At 61.2% G+C, this 24,706-nt stretch carries 23 protein-coding genes; 12 read left to right on the forward strand and 11 right to left on the reverse strand.

The features are described from left to right. Nucleotides 1-41 precede the first annotated feature (41 nt). Entirely contained in the window at nt 42-2,528 is a 2,487-nt protein-coding gene (locus HBN98_RS18035) for a circularly permuted type 2 ATP-grasp protein (protein ID WP_083367170.1), read from the forward strand. Continuing rightward, nucleotides 2,528-3,418, forward strand: coding sequence for a transglutaminase family protein (locus HBN98_RS18040; protein WP_064585719.1), 891 nt, complete (start codon nt 2,528-2,530; stop codon nt 3,416-3,418). The genes HBN98_RS18035 and HBN98_RS18040 overlap by 1 nt, the downstream gene beginning before the upstream one ends. Nucleotides 3,419-3,573: 155 nt before the next feature. Here HBN98_RS18040 and HBN98_RS18045 read toward each other — a convergent pair whose 3' ends face one another. Next, nucleotides 3,574-3,759 (reverse strand): hypothetical protein, encoded by a 186-nt coding sequence (locus HBN98_RS18045; protein ID WP_083367169.1) that lies wholly within the window; start codon nt 3,757-3,759, stop codon nt 3,574-3,576. A gap of 68 nt (nt 3,760-3,827) precedes the next feature. Next, nucleotides 3,828-4,415 carry an LOG family protein gene (locus tag HBN98_RS18050; protein WP_083367168.1) on the reverse strand — a complete coding sequence of 196 codons (588 nt, stop codon included), beginning with the start codon at nt 4,413-4,415 and terminating at the stop codon, nt 3,828-3,830. Nucleotides 4,416-4,760: 345 nt separating this feature from the next. Here HBN98_RS18050 and azu point away from each other — a divergent pair, with 345 nt between their 5' ends. Further along, a complete protein-coding gene (azu, locus tag HBN98_RS18055) occupies nt 4,761-5,207 on the forward strand; it encodes an azurin (RefSeq protein WP_025111837.1) in 447 nt (148 codons plus the stop codon). 153 nt (nt 5,208-5,360) lie between these two features. Here the strand turns inward: azu and nadE are convergent, their stop codons facing one another. The 3 genes from nadE to HBN98_RS18070 form a co-directional block, all read right to left on the reverse strand. Beyond that, nucleotides 5,361-6,188, reverse strand: coding sequence for an ammonia-dependent NAD(+) synthetase (gene nadE, locus HBN98_RS18060; protein WP_064585722.1), 828 nt, complete (start codon nt 6,186-6,188; stop codon nt 5,361-5,363). A 4-nt stretch (nt 6,189-6,192) separates the two neighbouring features. After that, nucleotides 6,193-7,416 carry a nicotinate phosphoribosyltransferase gene (gene pncB, locus HBN98_RS18065; RefSeq protein WP_064585723.1) on the reverse strand — a complete coding sequence of 408 codons (1,224 nt, stop codon included), beginning with the start codon at nt 7,414-7,416 and terminating at the stop codon, nt 6,193-6,195. A gap of 262 nt (nt 7,417-7,678) precedes the next feature. Next, on the reverse strand, nt 7,679-8,581 hold the full coding sequence (locus HBN98_RS18070) for a LysR family transcriptional regulator (protein WP_064585724.1): 903 nt from the start codon (nt 8,579-8,581) through the stop codon (nt 7,679-7,681). Nucleotides 8,582-8,746: 165 nt separating this feature from the next. Between HBN98_RS18070 and amaB the strand changes: the two genes are divergently transcribed. From amaB to HBN98_RS18115, 9 genes are all read left to right on the forward strand, one after another. Next, complete coding sequence (gene amaB, locus HBN98_RS18075) at nt 8,747-10,237, forward strand: L-piperidine-6-carboxylate dehydrogenase (RefSeq protein WP_083367167.1); 1,491 nt, start codon at nt 8,747-8,749, stop codon at nt 10,235-10,237. A gap of 143 nt (nt 10,238-10,380) precedes the next feature. Continuing rightward, nucleotides 10,381-11,664 carry an L-pipecolate oxidase gene (amaA, locus tag HBN98_RS18080; protein ID WP_083367166.1) on the forward strand — a complete coding sequence of 428 codons (1,284 nt, stop codon included), beginning with the start codon at nt 10,381-10,383 and terminating at the stop codon, nt 11,662-11,664. Nucleotides 11,665-12,032: 368 nt separating this feature from the next. Then, nucleotides 12,033-13,166 (forward strand): ABC transporter substrate-binding protein, encoded by a 1,134-nt coding sequence (locus HBN98_RS18085; protein ID WP_027613531.1) that lies wholly within the window; start codon nt 12,033-12,035, stop codon nt 13,164-13,166. A 242-nt stretch (nt 13,167-13,408) separates the two neighbouring features. After that, complete coding sequence (locus tag HBN98_RS18090; protein WP_027613532.1) at nt 13,409-14,323, forward strand: ABC transporter permease subunit; 915 nt, start codon at nt 13,409-13,411, stop codon at nt 14,321-14,323. Nucleotides 14,324-14,326: 3 nt separating this feature from the next. Beyond that, nucleotides 14,327-15,628 carry a high-affinity branched-chain amino acid ABC transporter permease LivM gene (gene livM, locus HBN98_RS18095; RefSeq protein WP_064585727.1) on the forward strand — a complete coding sequence of 434 codons (1,302 nt, stop codon included), beginning with the start codon at nt 14,327-14,329 and terminating at the stop codon, nt 15,626-15,628. Then, nucleotides 15,625-16,497: an ABC transporter ATP-binding protein gene (locus tag HBN98_RS18100; protein WP_064585728.1), complete on the forward strand. Its 873-nt coding sequence runs from the start codon at nt 15,625-15,627 to the stop codon at nt 16,495-16,497. Before livM ends, HBN98_RS18100 begins: the two co-directional genes overlap by 4 nt. Beyond that, on the forward strand, nt 16,494-17,210 hold the full coding sequence (locus HBN98_RS18105; RefSeq protein ID WP_083367165.1) for an ABC transporter ATP-binding protein: 717 nt from the start codon (nt 16,494-16,496) through the stop codon (nt 17,208-17,210). The genes HBN98_RS18100 and HBN98_RS18105 overlap by 4 nt, the downstream gene beginning before the upstream one ends. 839 nt (nt 17,211-18,049) lie before the next feature. Continuing rightward, entirely contained in the window at nt 18,050-18,814 is a 765-nt protein-coding gene (locus HBN98_RS18110) for an SDR family oxidoreductase (protein ID WP_064585730.1), read from the forward strand. Between the two features lie 174 nt (nt 18,815-18,988). Beyond that, nucleotides 18,989-19,894 carry a cation diffusion facilitator family transporter gene (locus HBN98_RS18115; protein ID WP_083367164.1) on the forward strand — a complete coding sequence of 302 codons (906 nt, stop codon included), beginning with the start codon at nt 18,989-18,991 and terminating at the stop codon, nt 19,892-19,894. Between the two features lie 145 nt (nt 19,895-20,039). Here the strand turns inward: HBN98_RS18115 and HBN98_RS18120 are convergent, their stop codons facing one another. The 6 genes from HBN98_RS18120 to HBN98_RS18145 form a co-directional block, all read right to left on the reverse strand. Then, nucleotides 20,040-21,173 carry an AGE family epimerase/isomerase gene (locus HBN98_RS18120; RefSeq protein WP_083367163.1) on the reverse strand — a complete coding sequence of 378 codons (1,134 nt, stop codon included), beginning with the start codon at nt 21,171-21,173 and terminating at the stop codon, nt 20,040-20,042. A gap of 183 nt (nt 21,174-21,356) precedes the next feature. Then, nucleotides 21,357-21,929: a HupE/UreJ family protein gene (locus HBN98_RS18125; protein ID WP_064585733.1), complete on the reverse strand. Its 573-nt coding sequence runs from the start codon at nt 21,927-21,929 to the stop codon at nt 21,357-21,359. A gap of 27 nt (nt 21,930-21,956) precedes the next feature. Next, entirely contained in the window at nt 21,957-22,571 is a 615-nt protein-coding gene (ureG, locus tag HBN98_RS18130; protein WP_064585734.1) for an urease accessory protein UreG, read from the reverse strand. A 23-nt stretch (nt 22,572-22,594) separates the two neighbouring features. Next, nucleotides 22,595-23,269: an urease accessory protein UreF gene (locus HBN98_RS18135; RefSeq protein WP_083367162.1), complete on the reverse strand. Its 675-nt coding sequence runs from the start codon at nt 23,267-23,269 to the stop codon at nt 22,595-22,597. Next, nucleotides 23,266-23,766: an urease accessory protein UreE gene (gene ureE, locus HBN98_RS18140; RefSeq protein ID WP_003221180.1), complete on the reverse strand. Its 501-nt coding sequence runs from the start codon at nt 23,764-23,766 to the stop codon at nt 23,266-23,268. The genes HBN98_RS18135 and ureE overlap by 4 nt, the downstream gene beginning before the upstream one ends. A 246-nt stretch (nt 23,767-24,012) precedes the next feature. Next, a complete protein-coding gene (locus HBN98_RS18145) occupies nt 24,013-24,645 on the reverse strand; it encodes a TetR family transcriptional regulator (protein WP_027613541.1) in 633 nt (210 codons plus the stop codon). Between the last annotated feature and the right edge of the window lie 61 nt (nt 24,646-24,706).

The raw sequence follows: 24,706 nt of genomic DNA on the forward strand, positions 1-24,706 counted from the left end.
TGCGTTAGTCTGACCGTTCCTTGCTGTCTGCCGAGCTTTCCATGCCTGACCTGCTAGACCGCTACCCGCGCACCGCGGGCACTTATCACGAACTGCTGGATGACAGTGGGGAAGTGCGCGCGCACTGGCGGCGGCTGTTCGATCAGTTACAGCGCAGCAGCCCGGCGCAACTGGTGCAGCGTCAGGCATTGCTGGCGCGGCAGATTCAGGAAAACGGCGTCACCTATAACGTCTATGCCGACCCCAAGGGCGCTGACCGGCCGTGGGAGCTGGATCTGCTGCCGCATGTGATTGCCGCCGATGAGTGGCAGCAGTTGTCAGCCGGGATCGCTCAGCGTGCGCGCCTGCTCAATGCGGTGCTGGCGGATCTGTACGGCCCGCAGCGGCTGATCAGCGAAGGGCTGTTGCCGGCGGAACTGGTGTTCGGCCACAACAATTTTCTCTGGCCCTGTCAGGGCATTGCGCCGCCTGAAGGGGCCTTTCTGCATCTGTACGCCGTGGATCTGGCACGCACCCCGGACGGGCGCTGGTGGGTCACGGCGGATCGTACTCAGGCGCCGTCGGGCGCGGGTTATGCGCTGGAAAACCGCACCATTGTTTCGCGGGCGTTTCCCGAGTTGTACCGTGATCTGAAGGTGCAGCATCTGGCCGGATTTTTCCGCACCCTGCAGGAAACCCTCGCGCGCCAGGCGCCCTGTGATGACGACGCGCCGCTGGTGGTGCTGCTCACGCCCGGGCGTTTCAACGAAAGCTATTTCGAACACCTGTATCTGGCGCGCCAGCTCGGTTATCCGCTGGTGGAGGGGGGCGACCTGACGGTGCGCGATGCCACGGTGTACCTGAAAACCCTCAGCGGCCTGCGCCGGGTGCACGCAATCATGCGCCGGCTCGACGATGACTTCTGCGATCCGCTGGAACTGCGCACCGATTCGGCACTTGGTGTGCCCGGGTTACTTGAGGCGGTGCGGCAGGGCCGGGTGCTGGTGGCCAACGCCCTGGGCAGCGGCGTGCTGGAGTCACCCGGATTGCTCGGGTTCCTGCCGAAGATCAATCAATACCTGTTCGGCGAAGAGCTGATCCTGCCGTCCATCGCCACCTGGTGGTGCGGCGAGGCGCCGGTGCTGGCGCAGGCGCTGGAGAAGTTGCCGGAGCTGCTGATCAAGCCGGCGTTCCCCTCACAAAGTTTTGCCCCGGTGTTCGGCCGGGATCTGAGCGAACAACAGCGTCAGGCGCTCGCCGAGCGTATGCAGGCCCGGCCCTATGCCTACGTGGCGCAGGAACTGGCGCAGCTGTCTCAGGCGCCGATCTGGCAGGCCGAGGACGGCCAGTTGCAACCGCGGGCCATCGGCATGCGCGTGTACGCCGTGGCGAGCCGGGAGGGTTATCGCGTGCTGCCCGGTGGCCTGACCCGGGTCGCCGCCGAGGCCGATGCCGAAGTGGTGTCGATGCAACGTGGCGGAGCGAGCAAAGACACTTGGGTGCTGGGGGATCGTCCGCCCAGCGGCGAACAGTGGAAGACTCAGCGCAACGTCGGCGTGCACGATCTGGTGCGTCGTGATCCCTACTTGCCGTCGCGGGTAGTGGAGAACCTGTTCTGGTTCGGTCGTTATTGCGAGCGTTGCGACGACAGTGCGCGATTGCTGCGAATCATGCTTGCGCGTTATGTCGACGGTGACGATCCGCAAGCCTTGCAGGCGGCGGTCGAGCTGGGCGAACGCCTGATGCTGATGCCGGAGGAGGGCGAGCTGCCGGAGCGCCTGCTGGCGGCGCTGCTCGGCGAGGACTGGTCGTTCAGCCTGCGTTCCAACCTGCAGCGCTTGCAGTGGGCCGCTTCGCAGGTGCGCGGCAAACTCTCGCGGGAGAACTGGCAGGCCTTGGTCGAGTTACAGCGCGAAGCCATGGAGCTGGACACCGACGCGCCGGACTTCGGCGAGCTGCTGGATTTTCTCAACCGTCTGGTGATGTCGCTGGCGGCGCTGTCCGGGTTCGCCCTGGATGACATGACGCGCGACGAAGGCTGGCGCTTCTTGATGATTGGCCGGCGCATCGAGCGTCTGCAGTTTCTCAGCAGCAGCCTCGCCGCGTTCCTGCGCGGTAGCGCCGCGTTCGATCAGGCGGGGCTGGAGTGGCTGCTGGAGCTGGGCAACAGCAGCATCACTTACCGGTCGCGTTATCTGGCGGTGGCGCAGTTGATTCCGGTGCTCGACTTGCTGCTGCTCGACGAACAGAACCCGCATGCGGTGTTGTTCCAGCTGAAACTGGTGACCCGCACGCTGAAGCGCCTGAACGATGATTTCGGCGTGCCCCGCGAGGCCGGACTGCCGCAACTGGTCGAGCGTCTGGCACGTTTTGATCTGGGCTGTCTGGAAAACTCGCTGTTCGGCGAATCCAGCGTGCGTGCGGCACTCGATGGTTTGGCTGACTTGCTGCAAGAGATTGCCGAGGCCAGCGGGCAAGTCTCGGATCGCCTGGCGCTGCGCCACTTTGCCCATGTCGATGATGTCAGCCAGCGTACGGTGTCCGTCTGATGAGCGCGCATTACCAGATTTTCCACGACACCTGTTATCACTACGACAGCCCGGTGTCGCTGGCGCAGCAATTGGCGCACCTGTGGCCTCGAGAGTGCACATGGCAGCGCTGCACCGAACAGCAATTGCTGATCAGTCCGGAGCCGACGAGCCGGCGTGATGAACTCGATGTTTTCGGCAACCCGCTGACTCGCCTGGCCTTCGAGCGACCGCACGACGAGTTGCAGGTCAACGCCCGGCTCACGGTTGAGGTGCTGGCGCGACCGCTGGCGGACTTCAATCTGTCCCCGGCGTGGGAGCAGACGCGCAATGCGCTGACCTACAGCAGCCAGCCGTTGACTGCCCAGATGCTCGAAGCCTGTCGATATCGCTTTCAGTCACCCTACGTGCATCTGAAACGCAGCTTCGTCGAGTTCTCGGAAAGCTGCTTCCCGCCAGGGCAGCCGCTGATGCTCGGCGTGCAAGCGTTGATGCAGAAGATTTTCAGCGAGTTCACCTTCGATGCCGAGGCCACGCAGGTGGCGACGCCACTGGTGGAAGTGCTGGAGCGCCGGCGTGGTGTGTGCCAGGACTTCGCCCACCTGATGCTCGCCTGCGTACGTTCGCGGGGACTGGCGGCGCGCTATGTCAGCGGCTATCTGCTGACCCAGCCACCGCCGGGACAGCCACGGTTGATCGGCGCCGATGCGTCGCATGCCTGGGTTTCGGTGTTTTGCCCGGTATTGGGCTGGGTGGATTTTGATCCGACGAACAATGTGCAGCCGGCGCTGGAGCACATCACCCTGGCCTGGGGCCGGGACTTTTCCGATGTGTCGCCGTTGCGGGGGGTGATTCTGGGGGGCGGTTCTCACGATCCGGAAGTACGGGTCACCGTGATGCCACTGGACTGAAGACAACTCGCGCGTGAGGAGCTTTTGTGGCGAGGGAGCTTGCTCCCGCTCGACTGCGAAGCAGTCGCAAAACTATTTGGGGTCGCTGCGCAACCCAGCGGGAGCAAGCTCCCTCGCCACAGATCGCTCCCTCAGGGAGCGAATCAGCAATCAGCTCAGGCGTCGGGCGCCTGATCTTTCGGTGCTTCAACATCATCATCGTTGTCAGTCGCCACTTCACCGTCAGGGTTCAGTGCCGCTTCTTCAGCCATCTGTTTCTTGCGCTGAAGCTTTTCCTCTTTCTTCTTTTCCTTTTCCAGGTCTCGTTGACGTTTGGCGAAGGAGTAATTGGGTTTGGCCATGGGCGATCCTCTGGGGTCGAAGGTGAGGTTGAGCGGCGCGTATTCTGCCCTGTATCGGTGCCCGGGGGTTAACCGGGTTTTTGGTCGACCCACTTGGGGGTGACGGTCGGTTTCCACTGATCGAGGGCGTCGAGCAGGGTTTGTGGCGATTCGCTCACTTGCAGCATGTCACGGTGTGGCGCGCGAACGAAGCCTTCGCCGACGATATGGTCGAGAAAAGCGGTGAGTTTGTTGTAAAACCCGTTCACTTCCAGCAGGCCCAGCGGCTTGCCGTGGTAGCCGAGCTGGCCCCAGGTCCAGACTTCGAACAACTCTTCCAGCGTACCGAGGCCACCGGGCAACGCGATGAACGCGTCGCTCAATTCGGCCATGCGTGCCTTGCGGGCGTGCATGCCGTCGACCACTTCGAGGCGGCTCAGGCTTTTGTGGCCGATTTCCTTGTCCATCAGGCTTTGCGGAATGATCCCGATCACTTCACCGCCGGCGGCCAGTGCGGCGTCGGCGACCAGCCCCATCAAACCCACGGCTCCACCGCCGTAGACCAGGGTCAACTGGCGCTCAGCCAAGGCGCGGCCAAGGGCTTTGGCGGCTTCGGTGTAAGCCGGATCAGTACCGGCGTTGGCGCCGCAAAACACACAAACGGATTTGAGAGACATGCCTTCCTCCTGGGTCAATCCGTCACAGGGTAATGGCTGGCAGGCCTCGATCCAAGGGCTAGACTTCGCGTTTCGGTGTTTCGCAGGTGCCGCTGGCACCGCAGGCGTAGGCGGCGAGCAAGCTGCACAACAGGCCGTTAAAGATCATGACAGGCACTCCGTTTCAGTTCAGTGAGATGGCCTGATCATAGGGCCGGCCGTGGAATCTGGCCGGTAGATTGTTTCGATGAGTGTCATAGCCTGAAAGTTGTATACAATTTTTGACTCAAGTCATAGGAACTTGCGAAGATTTCAGGCAGTCTTCCAACCATTCGTGTTTTGTTAACCCTGCCTTGGAGATTCACCATGTTTTCCAAAGTTGTTGCGGTATCCCTGCTGGCGCTGGCCAGCAGCCAATTGATGGCTGCCGAGTGCAAAACCACCGTTGATTCCACCGACCAGATGTCCTTCAACACCAAGGAGATCGTGATCGACAAGAGCTGCAAGACTTTCACCGTCGAGCTGACCCACTCCGGCAGCCTGCCGAAGAACGTCATGGGCCATAACCTGGTCGTGAGCAAAACCGCGGACATGCAGCCGATCGCCACTGACGGCCTGGCCGCCGGCATCGACAAGAACTACCTGAAAGACGGCGACGAGCGCGTTATCGCTCACACCAAGATCATCGGTGCCGGCGAGAAAGACACGCTGACCATCGACGTATCGAAGCTGGCCGCCGGGACTGACTACGGCTTCTTCTGCTCGTTCCCGGGCCATATCTCGATGATGAAAGGCACCATTGCTGTGAAGTAATTGTTTCAGGCACAAAAAAGCGTCCCTCGGGACGCTTTTTTCGTTTCTGCAGCAGCTGCCGCCGGCTGCGATCTTTTGCTCTTGATTTTCAACGCCAGAGCAAAAGATCGCAGCCTCGTTTCACTCGACAGCTCCTGCAGGTTCCAGCACAACTTACGGCGCGTACGGCATGACGCGCTTGTGATGGGTCTTGTTGTACGTGTTGACGATGATGTCGAACGCTTCCTGACGCACCGGTTCGCCGTGCAGGAAGGCGTCGATTTCGGCGTAGGTCACGCCGTGGGACGCTTCGTCCGGTTTGCCCGGCGAGAGGTCTTCCAGATCCGCCGTTGGCACTTTCTCCACCAGCGACTCCGGCGCGCCGAAGCTGCGGGCAATCGCCCGGACCTGGTTTTTCACCAGACCGCTGAGCGGGGCGAGGTCGCAGGCGCCGTCACCGAACTTGGTGAAGAACCCCATGACCGCTTCCGCCGCGTGGTCGGTGCCGATCACCAGACCGTGGGCCGCGCCGGCGATGGTGTACTGGGCGACCATGCGCATCCGCGCCTTGGTGTTACCCAGTACGAAGTCCACCGACACCGCGTGCTTGCCTTCGAACGCCGCGACTTCACTGGCCAGCGATTTCACCGCCGGGCCGATGTTGACGGTGTGGCGTTCGTCCGGGGCGATGAAGTCCACCGAGGCCTGCGCGTCGTGCTCATCGAACTGGGTTTCGTACGGCAGGCGTACGGCGATGAACTTGTAGCTGTCGTCGCCGGTACGCTCGCGCAGTTCACGCATGGCGCGCTGGGCCAACAGGCCGGCGGTCAGCGAGTCGACGCCGCCGCTGATGCCCAGCACCAGGGTCTTGAGCCCGGAATTGACCAGGCAATCCTGAATGAAGGTAATGCGCCGGGCGACTTCGGCTTGCAGAGCCTTGTGGTCAGCGAACGGCGGTTGGACCTTGAGCTGTTCAGCAATCTCACGCTGTACGGCTTGCATGAATTCACTCCTTGCTAGATAGACTGGAATCGGCAGGAACCTGGAACACGTGTCGCAAATAGGCGACGAAATTCGGGTCTTTGCAGTGGGTCTTGCCTGGCTCGTCGGAGATCTTCGCCACCGGCTGGCCGTTGCAGGCGGTCATTTTAAGCACGATGCTCATCGGTTCGACACCCGGAATGTCACAGGTCAGGTTGGTGCCGATGCCAAAGCTGACGTTGATCCGCCCGTGCAGCGCGCGGAAGATCTCCAGCGACTTGGGCAGGGTCAGGCTGTCGGAGAACACCAGGGTCTTGCTCATCGGGTCGATGCCGAGCTTGTGATAGTGGGCGATGCATTTTTCGCCCCACTGCACCGGATCCCCGGAATCGTGGCGCAGACCATCGAAGAGCTTGGCGAAGAACAGATCGAAGTCGCCGAGGAACGCGTCGGTGGTGATGCAGTCGGTGAGGGCGATCCCCAGCAAGCCGCGGTACTCGCGCACCCAGCAATCGAGCGCGGCGATCTGGCTGTCGATCAGCCGTGGGCCGAGTTGCTGGTGGGCCATGATCCATTCATGGGCCATGGTGCCCAGCGGTTTCATGTCCAGTTCCCTGGACAGGTGCACGTTGCTGGTGCCGACGAAGCGCCCGGGGAAATCGTGCTTGAGCACGTTCACCACTTCTTCCTGCACGCGGTAGGAAAAGCGCCGGCGGGTGCCGAAATCGGCGACCTGCAACTGCGCCAGTTCGTCGGCCGAGGCATTGGCGCTGAGCCAGTCGAACTTGCGATACAGCTGTTCACGCGCCTGGACCAGCTCGATTTCCCGGTAGCGATAGCGGTTGCGCACTTCACTGACGATCGCCAGCAGCGGCACTTCGTACAGAATCACATGCAGCCACGGACCGCGCAGGCGGATGAACAGCTCGCCGTTTTCGATCCCGGTGTGCAGATAGCGCAGGTTGAAGCGGAACAGACCGAGAAAGCGCAGGAAATCCGGTTTCAGAAAACTGATTCGTTCGAGAAAACTCAACTGGTCGGCGCTCAGGCTCAGTTCGGCCAGGCGCTCGATCTGATAGCGGATCTCGGCCAGATAAGGCCGCAGATCCTCGCTGTTACGGCAACGAAACTCCCATTCGACTTCGACGTTGGGGTAGTTGTGCAGCACCGCCTGCATCATCGTCAGTTTGTAGAAGTCGGTGTCGAGCAGGTTCTGCACGATGCGATCGGCAAACACACTCTCGCTCATAAACGGGGTCTCCAGGTGCACCGCGCACGGCGCGGTATCAAACAATGGTGCTAGTGGCGCATATCAGCGGTGGGGATTGCCAGCGATTTTTGCGCTGAATGAAGGCAATCGTGGCGAGGGAGCTTGCTCCCGCTGGGTGGCGGAGCCGCCACGATGTCGATATCCCGGTAATGTCAGTTACAGCGCGTCTGTGGCCTTACGACGGCGGCGCCGCCGGGCGGGAGCAAGCTGCCTCGCCACAGAGATAACAACCGTGCCTTGGTTACGCAGCAGGGTTATCAATCTGCTCCAGCATCCACTTCACAAAATCGCGCACCTTCGGCACTTCCGCCGCATGTTCCGGATAGGCCAGGTAATAAGCGTCGGAACTGGGCATAGCATGCTGCCAGGGAATGACCAGTTTGCCGTCGGCCAATTCCTCTTCCACCAGAAACCGTGGCAACAACGCCACGCCGCAGCCGACTTGCGCCGCACGAATACACATATAAAAGGTTTCGAAACGCGGCCCGTGGTAGCTGTGTTCGGTGTGGTAGCCCTGACTGTCGAACCAGTCGTGCCAAGCCTGTGGGCGCGAGGCGTTTTGCAGCAGCACCAGATCGGTCAGTTGCGTCGGGTCGGTGAATGGCTGATCCGGCAGGCTGCCCGGCGCGCACACCGGCACCAGCTCTTCGCCGAACAGCTTCAGGCATTCGGTGCCGGGGCGTGAGCCCTGGCCGAAATAGAACGCCAGATCGCTGCGCCCTTGCAGCAAGTCGTCCGCCTCCTGCTCGTTGCACAAGTCGAGATGGATCGATGGATGGCGCAGACGCCAACCCTTCAGGCGCGGCACCAGCCAGCGGGCGCCGAAGGTCGAGGGCGTAGAAACGCGCAGGACTTCGGTCTCGCCGCCGTAGGAACGCAGGTAATGCGTCGACATTTCCACCTGCGTGAGGATTTTTCGGACTTCCACCAGGTACAAATCCCCGGCCGGGGTCATCTGCAAGCGTCGACGCACCCGGCGGAACAACAAGTGCTGCAACAATTCCTCAAGCTGCGCCACTTGCTTGCTGACAGCGCTCTGGGTCAGGTTCAGTTCCTCGGCAGCCCGGGTAAAACTCAGGTGCCGGGTGACGGCCTCGAAGCACTGCAACGCGGTGATCGATGGCAGGTGGCGTTTATTCAGCATGGGTGATCCCTTTTTCTTGTCTTTCTCTGCGCAGCATGAATAAACGGAATGATATCTCGCGTAAAGGTCGTTTGTTGCCTCGCCCTACTGACGCTACAACTAAAGGCCTGCCCGGTCGTGAACATTCGGCCGCACACATTCAGTTTTTCGCTTGAGGAGTGACCCATGGTTGCCGCATTGCTTGATCGTCTTGGTGTGAACCCGGCCCTGTACCAGAACGGCAAAGTGCCGGTGCATTCGCCCATCGATGGCAGCCGCATCGCCGCGGTGAACTGGGAAGGCCCGGCCGAAGTCGAGCAGCACATCAGTCGCGCAGATCATGCGTTCGAGCAATGGCGCAAGGTCCCGGCCCCGCGTCGTGGTGAGCTGGTGCGCCAGTTCGGCGAAGTGTTGCGTGAATACAAGGCTGACCTCGGCGAGCTGGTGTCGTGGGAAGCGGGCAAGATCACCCAGGAAGGTTTGGGCGAAGTGCAGGAGATGATCGATATCTGCGACTTCGCCGTCGGCCTGTCCCGTCAGTTGTACGGTTTGACCATCGCCTCCGAGCGCCCGGGTCACCACATGCGTGAAACCTGGCATCCGCTGGGCGTGGTCGGCGTGATCAGTGCCTTCAACTTCCCGGTCGCCGTGTGGGCGTGGAACACCACGCTGGCATTGGTCTGCGGCAACCCGGTGGTATGGAAACCGTCGGAGAAAACCCCGCTGACCGCACTGGCCTGTCAGGCGCTGTTCGACCGCGTGGTGAAGAATTTCACTGATGCCCCGGCAAACCTGTGCCAAGTGATCATCGGTGGCCGTGACGCTGGTGAAGCGCTGGTCGATGACCCGCGTGTCGCGTTGATCAGTGCAACAGGCAGCACCCGCATGGGCCGCGAAGTGGCGCCGAAAGTCGCTGCGCGTTTCGCCCGCAGCATCCTCGAACTGGGCGGCAACAACGCGATGATCCTCGGCCCGAGCGCCGATCTGGACATGGCCGTGCGCGCCATTCTGTTCAGTGCGGTGGGCACCGCCGGTCAGCGCTGCACCACATTGCGTCGCCTGATCGCCCACGAGTCGGTGGAGGAGGAAATCGTCACCCGCCTCAAGGCCGCGTACGCGAAAGTGCGCATCGGCCATCCGCTGGAAGGCAATCTGGTCGGCCCGCTGATCGACAAGCACAGCTTCGAAAACATGCAGGATGCGCTGGAGCAGGCATTGAGCGAGGGCGGCCGGGTGTTTGGCGGCCAGCGTCAGCTCGAAGAGCAGTTCCCCAACGCCTACTACGTGTCGCCGGCGATTGTTGAAATGCCAGAGCAAAGCGACGTGGTCTGCAGCGAAACCTTTGCGCCGATCCTCTACGTGGTCGGTTACAGCGACTTCCAGGAAGCGCTGCGCCTGAACAACGCTGTACCGCAAGGCCTGTCGTCGTGCATCTTCACCACTGATGTGCGCGAGGCGGAGCAATTCATGTCGGCGGTCGGCAGCGACTGCGGCATCGCCAACGTCAACATCGGCCCGAGCGGCGCGGAAATCGGCGGGGCGTTTGGTGGCGAGAAAGAGACCGGTGGTGGTCGCGAGTCGGGCTCCGACGCCTGGCGCGCGTACATGCGTCGCCAGACCAATACCGTGAACTATTCGCTGGAGTTGCCGCTGGCGCAGGGTATTACCTTCGACTGAAATTGAGAAAAAGCTGAAAAGATCGCAGCCTTCGGCATCTCCTACAGGGCTGCGGTTGGCTGCGGTTTTGTAGGAGCTGCCGAAGGCTGCGATCTTTTTAGTGCCCACAACGCAATTGGTTAGGTTTCTGTTGGAGTCTGGCAATGCCGTTACGCGAAGAATGTCTGTGGGAAAAACTCACGCCGCAGCGCCCGGATAACTCCGCCCTGCGCGGCGAGGTCAAAGTCGATGTCTGCGTGATCGGCGCCGGGTTTACCGGGTTGTCGGCGGCGCTGCATCTGTTGGAACAGGGCAAGCGTGTCTGCGTGCTGGAAGCGCATCGTGCCGGGCACGGCGGGTCTGGGCGCAACGTCGGGTTGGTCAACGCCGGCATGTGGATCCCGCCGGACGAGATCGAGGCCGGCTTCGGCGAGGCGGTTGGCAGCCAGCTCAACCGCATGCTCGGGGCGGCGCCAGCGTTGGTGTTCAGCCTTGTGGACAAGTACAACATCGATTGCCAGTTACGCCGCGAAGGCACCCTGCACATGGCGCACAACGCCAAGGGCGAGGCGGATCTGCGCAGTCGCGAGCAACAATGGAAACGCCGTGGTGCACCGGTCGAACTGCTGACCGGCAAGGCCTGCGAGCAAGCCACCGGCACGCAAAAGATCGCCGCCGCACTGCTCGACCGCCGCGCGGGCACCCTCAATCCCATGGCCTATGTCACCGGGCTGGCCAATGCGGTGAAGGACCTGGGCGGGCAGATGTTCGATCACTCGCCGGTCACTCGCCTCGAACGCCAGGGCCAGCAATGGTCGGTGCAGACCGAGCAGGGTTCGGTGCTCGCCGAGCAAGTGGTGATTGCCTCCAACGCCTACACCGAAGGCGACTGGACCGAGCTCAAGCGCAACTTCTTCCCCGGCTACTACTATCAGGTCGCCTCGGTGCCGCTGACCGAAGACGCGGCCCATGACATCCTCCCGGGCGGGCAGGGTTCGTGGGACACGCGGCAGGTGCTGAGCAGCATCCGTCGCGACAAGGACGGCCGGTTGTTGCTCGGCAGCCTGGGCAACGGCAATCAGAAACCCGCCTGGTTCCTCAAGGCCTGGGCCGACCGGGTGCAGCAACACTACTTCCCCAACCTGAAACCGGTGGAGTGGGAATGCACCTGGACCGGGCGCATCGCCTTCACCCCCGATCACCTGATGCGCCTGTTCGAACCGGCGCCGGGACTGGTGGCCGTCACCGGTTACAACGGCCGTGGCGTGACCACCGGCACCGTGGTCGGCAAAGCCTTCGCCGACTATCTGTGTCACGGCAATCCGCAGGCTCTGCCAATCCCCTTCGCACCGATGCAGCCCCTGGCCGGTGTCGGCCTGCGCAGTTGCCTGTACGAGGCCGGGTTCTCGCTGTATCACGCGGGCCAGTGCCTGCGCATCGTTATCTGAGTGTTGAAATTTGTTGCTTTGCGCGGCGCTTTTGCGCGTAGCGACTAGCCTGTAATGGTGCGGGTTGTAGCAGTCCCGCACCAGCAGTGTGCAGTTCGGTGACGCGAGCTGTTACAGGCTGGTTGCACGTCGTTTGGTGCCGCGGTTGCAATGATGGCGCAGGCGGGTTGCGCCTCAGATTTAAAAAGGTTTCACCTTCCGCGGTTTAGACGGTTGCACGCCCAATGAAAATGGGAACGAAACAGTCGAAATAACAAGAAAGCAGCGACTTTTTGAAGAATAAAAAACCGATGGCACGGCGCTTGCTCAGAGCATTCAGTGAAGTGAAGTCGCAGTGCCAACTAAAAAAAACCTTGGAGCACCACCTCATGTCCCAGACGTTTTACAAGAAAGGCTTTCTGGCCCTCGCAGTGGCTACTGCGTTGGGTGTTTCTGCGTTTGCTCAAGCTGATGTGAAAATCGGTGTAGCGGGTCCAATGACTGGCGCCAACGCGGCATTTGGCGAGCAGTACATGAAGGGTGCACAGGCAGCGGCGGACGCGGTCAACGCGGCGGGCGGCGTCAACGGCGAGAAAATCGTACTGGTCAAGGGCGATGACGCCTGCGAACCGAAACAGGCTGTGACGGTCGCCAAAGACCTGGTCAACCAGAAGGTTGCCGGTGTGGTCGGTCACTTCTGCTCCTCTTCCACCATTCCAGCCTCGGAAATCTACGACGAAGCCGGCGTCATCGCGATCACCCCGGGTTCCACCAACCCGCAAGTGACCGAGCGCGGCCTGAGCGCCATGTTCCGTATGTGCGGGCGTGACGACCAGCAAGGTATCGTCGCGGGCGACTACATCGTCGACGTGCTCAAGGGCAAGAAAGTCGCCGTGCTGCACGACAAGGACACCTACGGTCAGGGCCTGGCCGATGCGACCAAGGCTCAACTGGAAAAACGCGGCGTGAAGCCGGTGCTGTACGAAGGCCTGACCCGTGGCGAGAAAGACTTCAGCGCCGTGGTCACCAAGATCCGTGCGGCCGGTGCCGACGTGGTCTACTTCGGCGGCCTGCACCCGGAAGCCGGCCCGCTGGTCAAACAACTGCGTACCGAAGGCCTGAAAGACGTCAAGTTCATGTCTGACGACGGTATCGTGACCGACGAACTGGTGACCACCGCCGGCGGCCCGCAATACGTTGACGGCGTGCTGATGACCTTCGGCGCCGACCCACGCCTGCTGCCAGACAGCAAGACTGTAGTGGATGCATTCCGCAAGGCCGGCACCGAGCCTGAAGGCTACACCCTGTATGCCTACGCATCGGTCCAGACCCTGGCTGCTGCCTTCAACGGCGCCAAGTCCAACAGTGGTGAGAAAGCCGCCGAGTGGCTCAAGGCCAACCCGGTGAAAACCGTGATGGGCGAGAAAGCCTGGGACAAGAAGGGCGACCTGAAAGTCTCCGACTACGTGGTTTACCAGTGGGACAAGGACGGCAAATACCATCAGCTGGAAAAACAGAAGTAAGGGCTGACGCGATCAGCTGACTCCCACTGTTCTATGTGGGAGCGAGCCTGCTCGCGAAGACGGACTGACAGGCAACATCTCTGTTGAATGATCAGCCGCTTTCGCGAGCAGGCTCGCTCCCACAGGATCATGCGGTGATCGAGCTGAATGCGCTCTGACATTGCTCCGACGTAAATCTGTATTTTTCCTAGAAGAACCGCCCGCCCACCGGTGGGCAGGTTCTCATTGCGTGAGATTGCGTTATGGATGGTATTTTCCTGCAGCAACTGGTCAACGGCCTGACCCTCGGGTCGGTCTATGGCCTGATCGCCATCGGCTACACAATGGTCTACGGCATCATCGGCATGATCAACTTCGCCCACGGCGAGGTTTACATGATTTCTGCTTACCTGGCGGCAATCAGTCTGGCTCTGCTGGCTTACTTCGGTATTGAATCCTTCCCGCTGTTGATGCTCGGCACGTTGGTTTTCACCATCGTCGTCACCGGCGTCTATGGCTGGGTAATCGAACGCGTCGCCTACAAACCTCTGCGCAACTCCACCCGACTGGCACCGTTGATCAGCGCCATCGGCATCTCCCTGATCCTGCAAAACTATGCCCAGATCAGCCAGGGCGCCCGCCAACAGGGTGTTCCGACGCTGCTCACCGGTGCCTGGCGTATCGACGTCGGCAGCGGTTTCGTCCAGTTGACCTACACCAAGATCTTCATTCTGGTGGCCGCGTTCGTCGGCATGGGCCTGCTGACCTACGTGATCAAGTACACCAAGCTCGGCCGCATGTGCCGCGCCACCCAGCAAGACCGCAAGATGGCTTCGATCCTCGGGATCAACACCGACCGGGTGATTTCCTACGTGTTCATCATTGGTGCGGCAATGGCGGCGCTGGCCGGCGTGCTGATCACCATGAACTACGGCACGTTCGACTTCTACGCAGGCTTCGTCATTGGCATCAAGGCGTTCACCGCCGCGGTGCTCGGCGGGATCGGCTCCCTGCCCGGCGCGATGCTCGGCGGGATCATTCTCGGGATCTCCGAGTCGCTGTTCTCGGGCCTGGTCAACTCCGACTACAAAGACGTGTTCAGCTTCTCGCTGCTCGTACTTGTTCTGGTCTTCCGGCCTCAGGGCCTGTTGGGCCGTCCTCTTGTGTCGAAGGTGTAAGCGATGTCTTCAACCACTCAAAAAAACATCGATATCAAAAAAAGCCTGGTTGAGGCGATTCTGGCCGGCCTGATTGCGCTGATTGTGTTCGGCCCGATTGTCGGCGTCGTGCTCGACGGCTATAGCTTCAACCTTGAACCGACCCGCGTGGCGTGGATCATCGGCATCGTCATGCTCGGCCGCTTTGCCCTCAGCCTGTTTCTGCAGACGCCCAAGGGCCTGAAGATTCTCGACGGATTCGAGAGCACCGGCTCCGGTGTGCATGTATTGCCATCCGATCACAAATCCTCGCTGCGCTGGATCATCCCGCTACTGATTGTGCTCGCGGTCATCGTGCCGTTCGTCTCCAACTCGTACCTGCTGGGCGTGGTCATCCTCGGGTTGATCTACGTGCTGCTGGGGCTGGGGCTGAACATAGTGGTCGGCTTGGCCGGTCTGCTCGACCTGGGTTATGTGGCGTTCTACGCCATCGGCGCCTACGGTCTGGCGCTGGGTTATCAATACCTCGGACTGGGTTTCTGGACCGTGCTGCCACTGGCGGCGATCACCGCTGGCCTGGCCGGCTGCATCCTCGGTTTCCCGGTGTTGCGTCTGCACGGTGACTACCTGGCGATCGTGACCCTGGGCTTCGGGGAAATCATTCGCCTGATCCTCAACAACTGGCTGTCGCTGACCGGCGGCCCGAACGGTATGCCGGCGCCACTGCCGACGTTCTTCGGCCTCGAGTTCGGCAAGCGGGCGAAGGATGGCGGGGTGCCGTTCCACGAGTTCTTCGGCATCGCCTACAACCCCGATGTGAAGTATTACTTCATCTACGCGGTGTTGTTCCTGGTGGTGCTGGCCGTGCTGTACATCAAGCATCGGCTGGTGAAGATGCCGGTGGGTCGCGCCTGGGAGGCCTTGCGCGAAGACGAAATCGCCTGCCGCTCGATGGGCCTGAACCACGTGCTGGTCAAGCTCTCGGCGTTCACCATTGGCGCGTCGACGGCGGGTCTGGCCGGGGTGTTCTTTGCCACCTATCAAGGCTTCGTCAACCCGACCTCGTTCACCTTCTTCGAGTCGGCGCTGATCCTCGCCATCGTCGTGCTCGGCGGCATGGGCTCGACCATCGGTGTGGTGATCGCGGCGTTCGTGCTCACGGTGGCCCCGGAACTGCTGCGCGGCTTCGCCGAATACCGCGTGCTGCTGTTCGGCATCCTGATGGTGTTGATGATGATCTGGCGACCACGAGGGCTGATCCGCATCAGCCGTACCGGGGTCACTCCACGCAAAGGTGCCATTCACTATGAGAGGACTGCGCCATGAGTGAAGTCGTACTCTCTGTGGAAAAACTGATGATGCACTTCGGTGGCATCAAGGCCCTGAGCGATGTCAGCCTCAAGGTCAAACGCAACTCGATCTTCGCCCTGATCGGCCCCAACGGTGCGGGCAAGACCACGGTGTTCAACTGCCTGACCGGGTTCTACAAAGCCTCCGGCGGCAAGATCGAACTCAACGTGCGCGGCAAGCAGACCAACGTCATCCAGTTGCTCGGCGAGTCGTTCAAACCGACCGATTTCGTTTCGCCGAAGTCGTTCCTCAGTCGTCTGTATTACAAGATGTTCGGTGGCACGCACTTGGTGAACCGTGCAGGACTGGCCCGGACCTTCCAGAACATTCGCCTGTTCAAGGAAATGTCGGTGCTGGAAAATCTGCTGGTGGCCCAACACATGTGGGTCAACCGCAACATGCTCGCCGGCATCCTTAACACCAAGGGTTACCGCAAGGCTGAAAGCGACGCGCTGGACTGCGCGTTCTATTGGCTGGAGGTGGTCGATCTGGTGGACTGCGCCAACCGTCTCGCTGGTGAACTCTCGTATGGCCAACAACGTCGTCTGGAGATTGCCCGGGCCATGTGCACGCGGCCGCAGATCATCTGCCTCGATGAACCGGCCGCCGGCCTCAACCCTCAGGAAACCGAAGCGCTGAGCGCGATGATCCGGCTGCTGCGCGACGAGCACGATCTGACCGTGGTGCTGATCGAACACGACATGGGCATGGTAATGAGCATTTCCGATCACATCGTGGTGCTGGACCACGGCGTTGTCATCGCCGAGGGTGGGCCTGAAGCCATCCGTCATGATCCGAAAGTGATCGCGGCTTATCTGGGCGCAGACGAAGAGGAGCTGGTATGAGCCAACCGATCCTCGAACTCAAAGACCTCGACGTGTTCTACGGCCCGATCCAGGCTCTCAAAGGCGTGTCGCTGCAGATCAACGAAGGCGAAACCGTCAGCCTGATCGGCTCCAACGGCGCCGGCAAATCCACGCTGCTGATGTCGATCTTCGGACAGCCACGGGCGGCGGGCGGACAGATCCTCTATCGAGGCGTCGACATTACCCACAAGTCCTCGCACTACATCGCCTCCAACGGCATTGCGCAGTCGCCGGAAGGGCGGCGGGTGTTCCCCGACATGACCGTCGAGGAAAACCTGCTGATGGGCACCATCCCGATTGGCGACAAGTACGCCAAGGAGGACATGCAGCGCATGTTCGAGCTGTTCCCGCGGCTCGAAGAACGCCGCACCCAGCGGGCGATGACCATGTCTGGCGGCGAGCAGCAAATGCTCGCCATCGCCCGGGCCTTGATGAGTCGGCCGAAGCTGTTGCTGCTCGATGAACCGAGCCTGGGTCTGGCGCCGATCGTGGTGAAACAGATCTTCGCCACGCTGCGCGAACTGGCGAAAACCGGCATGACCATTTTCCTCGTCGAGCAGAACGCCAACCATGCGCTGAAGCTGTCGGACCGCGCGTATGTGATGGTCAACGGCGAGATTCGCCTGACCGGTACCGGTAAAGAACTGCTGGTGAACGAGGAGGTGCGTAACGCCTATCTGGGCGGGCACTGATTGTTCGTGAGTTGTCCACAAGCCCCGCGACGCAAGTCCCGGGGCTTTTTACATCTCAAGTTCACACAGAAACCCTGTAGGAGCTGCCGAAGGCTGCGATCTTTTGATGTTGTTTTTGAAGATCAAAAGATCGCAGCCTTCGGCAGCTCCTACAGTGAATCCATCTTCAATATCAAGTCGATTTTGAAATTGTGGAAAACAAATTCCCATAGCTGCCAAAGCGCGACATATAGACGCTGCAAATGGCTGTTTTTCCACAGTTTTGACTTGTCCCCGTTTGCTGTGGAGCCGGCTGTGAATAACGTGGGAGTAGCTGGCTGCAGCCCTTGTTGAACGTGGCTTGCAGGGCGATGAGTGTTTTTTGATCAGGCATTTTTGCTGGAGCTGAAGACGTCGTTGTCAACCCTTTTGTGCGGGTGGCGACACAGGCGATTTGATGTGAGCAAGCCTGTGGATAAGTCTGTGACTAAACTCTGGAAAGACCGCGCTGAGGGCCGTAATTACTGGCCTCGCGCAGTCACGACGGTGACCGGTCGGTCGTGCAAAATGCCATGTCCCGCACAACTGCCGCTTCAGGGTCAAGCAAAAAACTTTCTATTTCCGGCGCAAAGCCTTGTGTGGCGCGGCTTTGCGCGTTTCCACTTGCCCCCGGAAACTGTGGAAGGGCTTGTGGATAACGTGCGTGCACATGGCTACAGGCCACGGTCGCCGTGCTGTTCAGGGTGTTGGTTGTTTTTTATACAGATTGCGGGTGTTGCCCGTGGTTGCGTGGCCGGGCATGCTGGCTGCTGATTTTCTATTCCCATGGCTGCGCTGGCGGCCGACGCAAGGAGAACACGATGTCCAACACCCTGTTTATCACCGGCGCGACGTCCGGTTTTGGTGAAGCCTGTGCCCGTCGTTTCGCCGAGGCTGGCTGGAAACTGGTGTTGACCGGTCGTCGTGCAGAACGTCTCGATGCCCTGTGCGCCGAACTGTCCAAGCAGACTGAAGTACACGGCCTGGTGCTCGACGTGCGTGATCGCAAGGCGATGGAAGAGGCGATCGCCAATCTGCCGCCGTCCTTCGCCAAGCTGCGGGGCCTGATCAACAACGCCGGGCTGGCGCTGGGCGTCGATCCGGCACCGAAATGCGATCTCGACGACTGGGACACCATGGTCGACACCAACGTCAAAGGCCTGATGTACAGCACTCGTCTGCTGCTGCCGCGTCTGATCGCACACGGCCGTGGTGCCGGTATCATCAACCTCGGCTCGATCGCCGGTAACTACCCGTATCCGGGCAGCCATGTGTATGGCGCGACCAAAGCGTTCGTCAAGCAGTTCTCGCTGAACCTGCGTTGCGACCTGCAAGGCACTGGCGTGCGCGTTAGCAACATCGAGCCTGGCCTGTGCGAGAGCGAGTTCTCGCTGGTGCGTTTTGCCGGTGACCAGGAGCGTTACAACGCGACCTACGCCGGGGCCGAGCCGATCCAGCCGCAGGACATCGCCGAGACCATCTTCTGGGTGCTCAATGCCCCGGCGCACATCAACATCAACAGCCTGGAGCTGATGCCGGTGAGCCAGACCTGGGCCGGGTTTGCCATCGAGCGTAACAAGGCTTAAGACCGGGTTGAGGCCATTCGCGAGCAGGCTCGCTCCCACTTTGCAATGCATTCCTATGTGGGAGCGAGCCTGCTCGCGAAGGGGGCAAATCGGCCAAAATAGGGCAATAAGGTAAACTCATCTCCGACAAACCCTACCGCACCCTGCGGTTCAAAGGTTTTTAGAGGAGGCTACGTGAGTAACCGAGGTGAGCAGTCGCTGCTCAAACAATCCACCATCCTGATGTTCGCGGTGTCGATCGCCGGGATCGTCACCGGTTTTATTTCTGGGTCTCAATCCATCCTTTTCGATGGTTTTTTCTCGCTGATCGCCACGTTTATCAAAGTGCTGATGCTGATCACCGCCCGGCTGATTGCCAAAGAGAGCAATCACCGCTTCCAGTTCGGTTTCTGGCATCTGGAGCCGATGGTGCTGCTGATCGAAGGCAGTTTCCTGCTGCTGATCGCCACCTATGCGTTTCTCAACGGTGTGTTCGGCATCATCAACGGCGGCCGCGAGATCGAGCTGGGGCTGGTGATCATTTATGCGGCGGTGTTCACCGTCGTTGAATTCGCCTACTTCTTCTACGTGCGCCGCCGTAATCGCAAGCTCAAATCCAGCCTGATCCAGTTCGACAACATCAGCTGGCTGGTGGACGCGATGCTCTCGGTCGGCCTGTTGATCAGTTTTCTCGCGGCACTGCTGCTCAAGGCCCAGGGCTTTGACGAGTGGGCGAAGTTTGTCGACCCGCTGATCCTGATCGTACTGGCCCTGACCATGTTGCCGCCGGCGTTCAAGATCCTTGGCCCGGCGCAGCGCGACGTGCTGGGTATTGCCCCGGACACGCTCGATGACCAAGTGCGGCAGGTCATGGAAGCGGCGAAGGTCGAGCATGGTTTCGACGATTACGTGACCTACGTGCAGAAGCACGGACGGGCGCGGTTTATCGAGATTCATGTGGTGTTGCCGGCGGATTACCGGTTGCAGAGCGTGGGGCAGCTGGATGCGCTGCGTGAGGCGATTTCGGCGCAGCTGGGCGCGCCGGATGCGGCGCGCTGGCTGACCATCAGCTTTACTGGCGACAGGAGGTGGGTTGCCTGATGTAACCCGGATTTAGGCTGAGAGCACATTTGTGGCGAGGGGATTTATCCCCGATGGGGCGCGAAGCGGCCCTGAAAAAGCGGGGCAGCTACGCAGCCCATCGGGGATAAATCCCCTCACCACAGTAATCCCATTTGCCATCAGATCAGCTTAGGTATTCAGCCAATCCGCTGTAACAAGTCGCCAAATGGTACGGCGTGGTAGAAGGCATGTCCTTGCGGCTCACCTCACCCTGTTCATCCCGGCACTCATACCAGCCACCGCCATGCAGAAACCGCTGTTGCAGCGCCTGCAACTGGCGCAGCACTACCGCTTCGCTGCCCGGGCGCAAGGTCAGGGCGCGCAGGTATTCTGCCTGCGCCCAGATGCGCTGAGTCGAATCCTTCGGTCGTCCATCCAGTTCCAGATCAAGCATCGCCCGCACCGCGCCGGTCGACTCGACCACGCCGAACTGTTCGGTGAAAGCGAAGGCCCGGTCCAATGCCGCGTGCAGTTTCGAACCGCGCAGTAGCGGTGACGATTGCAGCAGGAAATACCATTCGAACTGATGCCCCGGCTCGTACCAGTTATCCACAGCCCCCAACGGTTTCTCCATCAGCACGCCGTGTTGCGGATCGACGAAGTGCTTGTGCATGGCTGTGCATAACTCCAGCAACGCTTGCTGTGTCTGGGCATCTTCGCGCACGGCGAGGGTGGCGAGGAAGGCTTCGGCCAGGTGCATCAGCGGGTTCTGCAGCGGACCGGTTTGCAGGGTGATCCAGTCGCGGTCCAGGCACGCTTCGTACAAGCCGTCACCGGTGGCGAAGCGCCGGGCGATGACTTCCAGTGCGGCGTTGAGCGTGGATTCCACCAGCGGCTCGCGGGACTTGGCCCAGTAATGAGCGCAGGCGAACAGGATGAAGGCGTGGGTGTAGAGGTCTTTGCGCTGATCCAGCGGCTTGCCGTCGGCATCGATGCTGTAGAACCAGCCGCCGTGCTCGGCATCATGAAAGTGCCGTTGCAGCGAACGGAACAGTGCGGCGGCGCGGATCTCGGCGTTATCCACAACCCCGATCAGGCTGGAAAACAGGTACAGCTGCCGTGCGCAGGCCATTGCCCGATAGCGTTGTGGCGGCAGTGGCTTGTGGGCGGCGTCCAGTGCTTCGTAGGGCAGCGCCATGTCGGCGTTCCAGCCCGGGCCTTGCCAGAGCGGCACGATCACGTTCAGAAAGTGCTGTTGCACGTCGCTGAACAGGGCGGTCAATTCGGGCAGGGAGGTGCAGCGGGAAGCATGGGGCATTGGCGGACGTCGTCACGGCTGGGGCGATTGCGCGACATGGTAGCAGAGCGGCGGGCCTTAGAGACGCGGAGTCTGTCAGTCCGCCTTCGCGAGCAGGCTCGCTCCCACAGTGGATTTGCAGCGTACACAAAACCTGTGGGAGCGAGCCTGCTCGCGAAGAGGCCAGTGGCAGGCGCTAGAGAATCAACCGGCCAGCAACCACGCGCCAGTCACAGCCGAAGCGGCACCCGCCACACGCACCAGAGGCGCAGCAGCCTGAGGCAGAAAACGAACCACCGCATAACCCGCCGCATGCAGTGCAGCCGTCGCCGCCACGAAGCCGGCGGCATACGCCCACGGGCTGCTCATGTCCGGCAGCTCCAGACCATGCGCCACGCCATGGAACAGCGCAAACAGCGCCGTCGCGGCCACCGCCATCAGCAGCGGCGGACGCACCGCCAGTGCCACCGCCAGGCCCAGCGCCAGCACAGAGGCGGCGATCCCGCTTTCCAGCGCCGGCAGCTCCAGCCCCTCAAAGCCGAGCATGCCGCCGATCAGCATGGTGCCGACAAACGTGCACGGCAGCGCCCAACGTGCAGCGCCTTGCTGCTGCGCCGCCCACAAACCGACGGCAATCATCGCCAGCAAGTGGTCGAGGCCGCCGATCGGGTGGCTGATACCGGCGACCAGACCGCTGTCGCCGTGGCCCGGGTGGGCGAAGGCGAGTGCCGGGGTCAGCAGCAGCGCCACGGCGCCGAAAATACGTTTGAGTGTCATGGATAAGCTTCCTTGTTGGTCAATAAGTCAGGCGGCGTTCAGCAGGCCCTGGCGTTCGATGAAGGCGATGATTTCTTCCAGGCCCTGGCCGGTCTTCTGGTTGCTGAAGACGAAGGGCTTGCCGTTGCGCATGCGTCGGGTGTCGCTATCCATCATTTCCAGCGAGGCGCCGACCAGCGGCGCCAGGTCGATCTTGTTGATCACCAGCAGGTCGGACTTGCAGATCCCCGGCCCGCCCTTGCGTGGCAGCTTGTCGCCGGCCGAGACGTCGATAACGTAAATGGTCAGGTCCGACAGCTCCGGGCTGAAGGTCGCCGACAGGTTGTCGCCGCCAGACTCCACCAGAATCAGGTCCAGCCCCGGAAAGCGCCGGTTCAGTTGGTCCACCGCTTCGAGGTTGATCGAGGCGTCTTCGCGGATCGCCGTGTGCGGGCAGCCACCGGTTTCCACGCCGATGATGCGTTCCGGGGCCAGTGCTTGGTTGCGCACCAGAAAGTCGGCGTCTTCGCGGGTATAAATGTCGTTGGTAACGACGGCCAGGTTGTAGCGATCGCGCAGCGCCAGGCACAGGGCCAGGGTCAATGCGGTCTTGCCGGAACCGACCGGGCCGCCGATGCCGACGCGCAGGGGTTGTGTGTTCATGTGCTTCTCCAAGATGACAGGCCCTAGGAACGGAACAGACGGCTGTACTGGCGCTCATGCGCCATGCACGCCAGGGACAGGCCGAACGCGGCGCTGCCGATGTGTTCGGGATTGATTCGGCTGGCGTCCTGCTGCGCCTGTTGCAGCAGCGGCAGCAGTTCGCTGGTCAGGCGCTGGGCGGCTTGCTGGCCCAGCGGCAGGGTTTTCATCAGTACGGCGAGCTGGTTTTCCAGCCAGCTCCACAGCCACGCGGCGAGGGCGTCCTGCGGGATGATGCCCCAGGCGCGGGCAGCCAATGCCCAGCCGAGGGCCAGATGCGGTTCGGCGCATTGCTCGAGAAAGTTACGGGCCGGCGCGTCGAGTTCCGGCAAACCGTTGAGCAACTGCTGCAGCGAGTAACCCATCTGCCGGCTCTCCAGATGCAACTCACGGGTTTCGCGGCTGGCGCGGTGGCTTTCGCAGATGCGCAGCAGCTCATCCCAGTTGTCGTCAACCGCCGCCTGACAATGGGCGAGCAACAGCGGCGCCTCGAAACGCGCAAGGTTGAGCAGCAACTGATCGCTGATCCAGCGCCGAGCGCTGTCCGGGTTGTTTACGCGGCCGTTATCCACCGCCATTTCCAGGCCTTGCGAATAGCTGTAGCCGCCAATCGGCAATTGCGGACTGGCCAGGCGCAGCAGCGCCCAGGCCGGATTCACAGGCGGACGCCGAACTGGTGGAGTTTCGGCGCGTAGTTGAAGTCTTCGTCGCCGTGCCGCGAATGATGATGGCCGCCGCCGTAGGCACCGTGTTCCGGCTGGAACGGTGCTTCAATCGCTTCGACCTGCGCGCCGAGCTGCTCGAGCATGGCCTTGAGCACATAGTCGTCGAGCAGGCGCAGCCAGCCATCGCCCACTTGCAGGGCAACGTGGCGGTTGCCCAGGTGATAGGCGGCTCGGGTCAGTTCGAAGGCATTGGCGCAGGTGACGTGCAGCAGTTGCTCGGGGCGGGCGCAGACGCGAACGATGCGGCCGTCTTCGGCCTGCAGGCATTCGCCGTCATATAACGGCGCCTGGCCGCGCTCCAGAAACAACCCGACGTCTTCGCCATCGGCACTGAAACAGCGCAGGCGGCTCTTGCTCCGCGCTTCGAAGGTCAGGTGCAACTCGGCGGACCAGACAGGTTGAGGGTCGATTCTGCGGTGAATCACCAGCATCGGAAAGCTTCCAGCAATGGACTTGTAGTGAGGGCTAGAGCAAGTGGCTTGCCAACCGGCCGAGATGTAGGAAATCCCTGTCGGAGCGTAGTGGATGTTTCAAGATGTTGCGGGATTTTGGAAGATTTTGGTGCGTGAAGATTTTTACATGCACCAATTTGTGGCTTATAAAAAAAGATCGCAGCCTTCGGCAGCTCCTACAGGGAATGGGTGTAGGAGCTGCGAAGGCTGCGATCTTTTTGATCTTTACTCGGTACTGCCCAGCCCTTGCCAGTGCTTGAGGCCGATAAAGATGAAGCGCAACTGCTGGGTGATCTTCGCCTGCGGCGTCAGATGTTCGGGCAGGGCTTCGGCGGGCGGGTCGATGATGTCCGGCAGGGTGGCGAACACCGATTTGACGATCAGGTCGGCGATCACGCTGAGGCCGGCAGCGTCCAGATGTTGCAGCTTGGGCATCAGCGTCAGGTCAGCCGCGAGGTCGGCGCTGATGTTCTCGCGCAGACGGCCGATCGCCTGGCGCACCGGCTGCGAGCCGCCGTATTGCTCGCGGGCGAGAAACAAAAATTGCGAACGGTTGGCGCTGACCACGTCGAGGAAGATCCGTACGGAGGCATCGATGATGCCGCCCATGACGAATTCGTTGTGGCGCACCAGGCGGATGGTCTCGCGAAAGGTCTGGCCGACTTCACTGACCAGCACCAGACCGAGTTCGTCCATGTCGGCGAAATGCCGATAGAAACCGGTCGGCACGATGCCGGCGGTCTTGGTCACTTCACGCAGGCTCAGGCTGCCGAATCCTCGGCCGCTTTCCATCAAGTGGCGGGCAGCGTCCATCAGGGCGTTGCGGGTCTGTTGTTTCTGTTCGGCGCGGGGCAGCATCGCAAAGGCGTTTTCTTGAGCGGGACAAGCGCCGCACTCTAGCAAATCGGCTTTGCTGGCG

The sequence above is a fragment of the Pseudomonas koreensis genome, from assembly GCF_012986595.1.
Lineage (GTDB): Bacteria > Pseudomonadota > Gammaproteobacteria > Pseudomonadales > Pseudomonadaceae > Aquipseudomonas > Aquipseudomonas koreensis.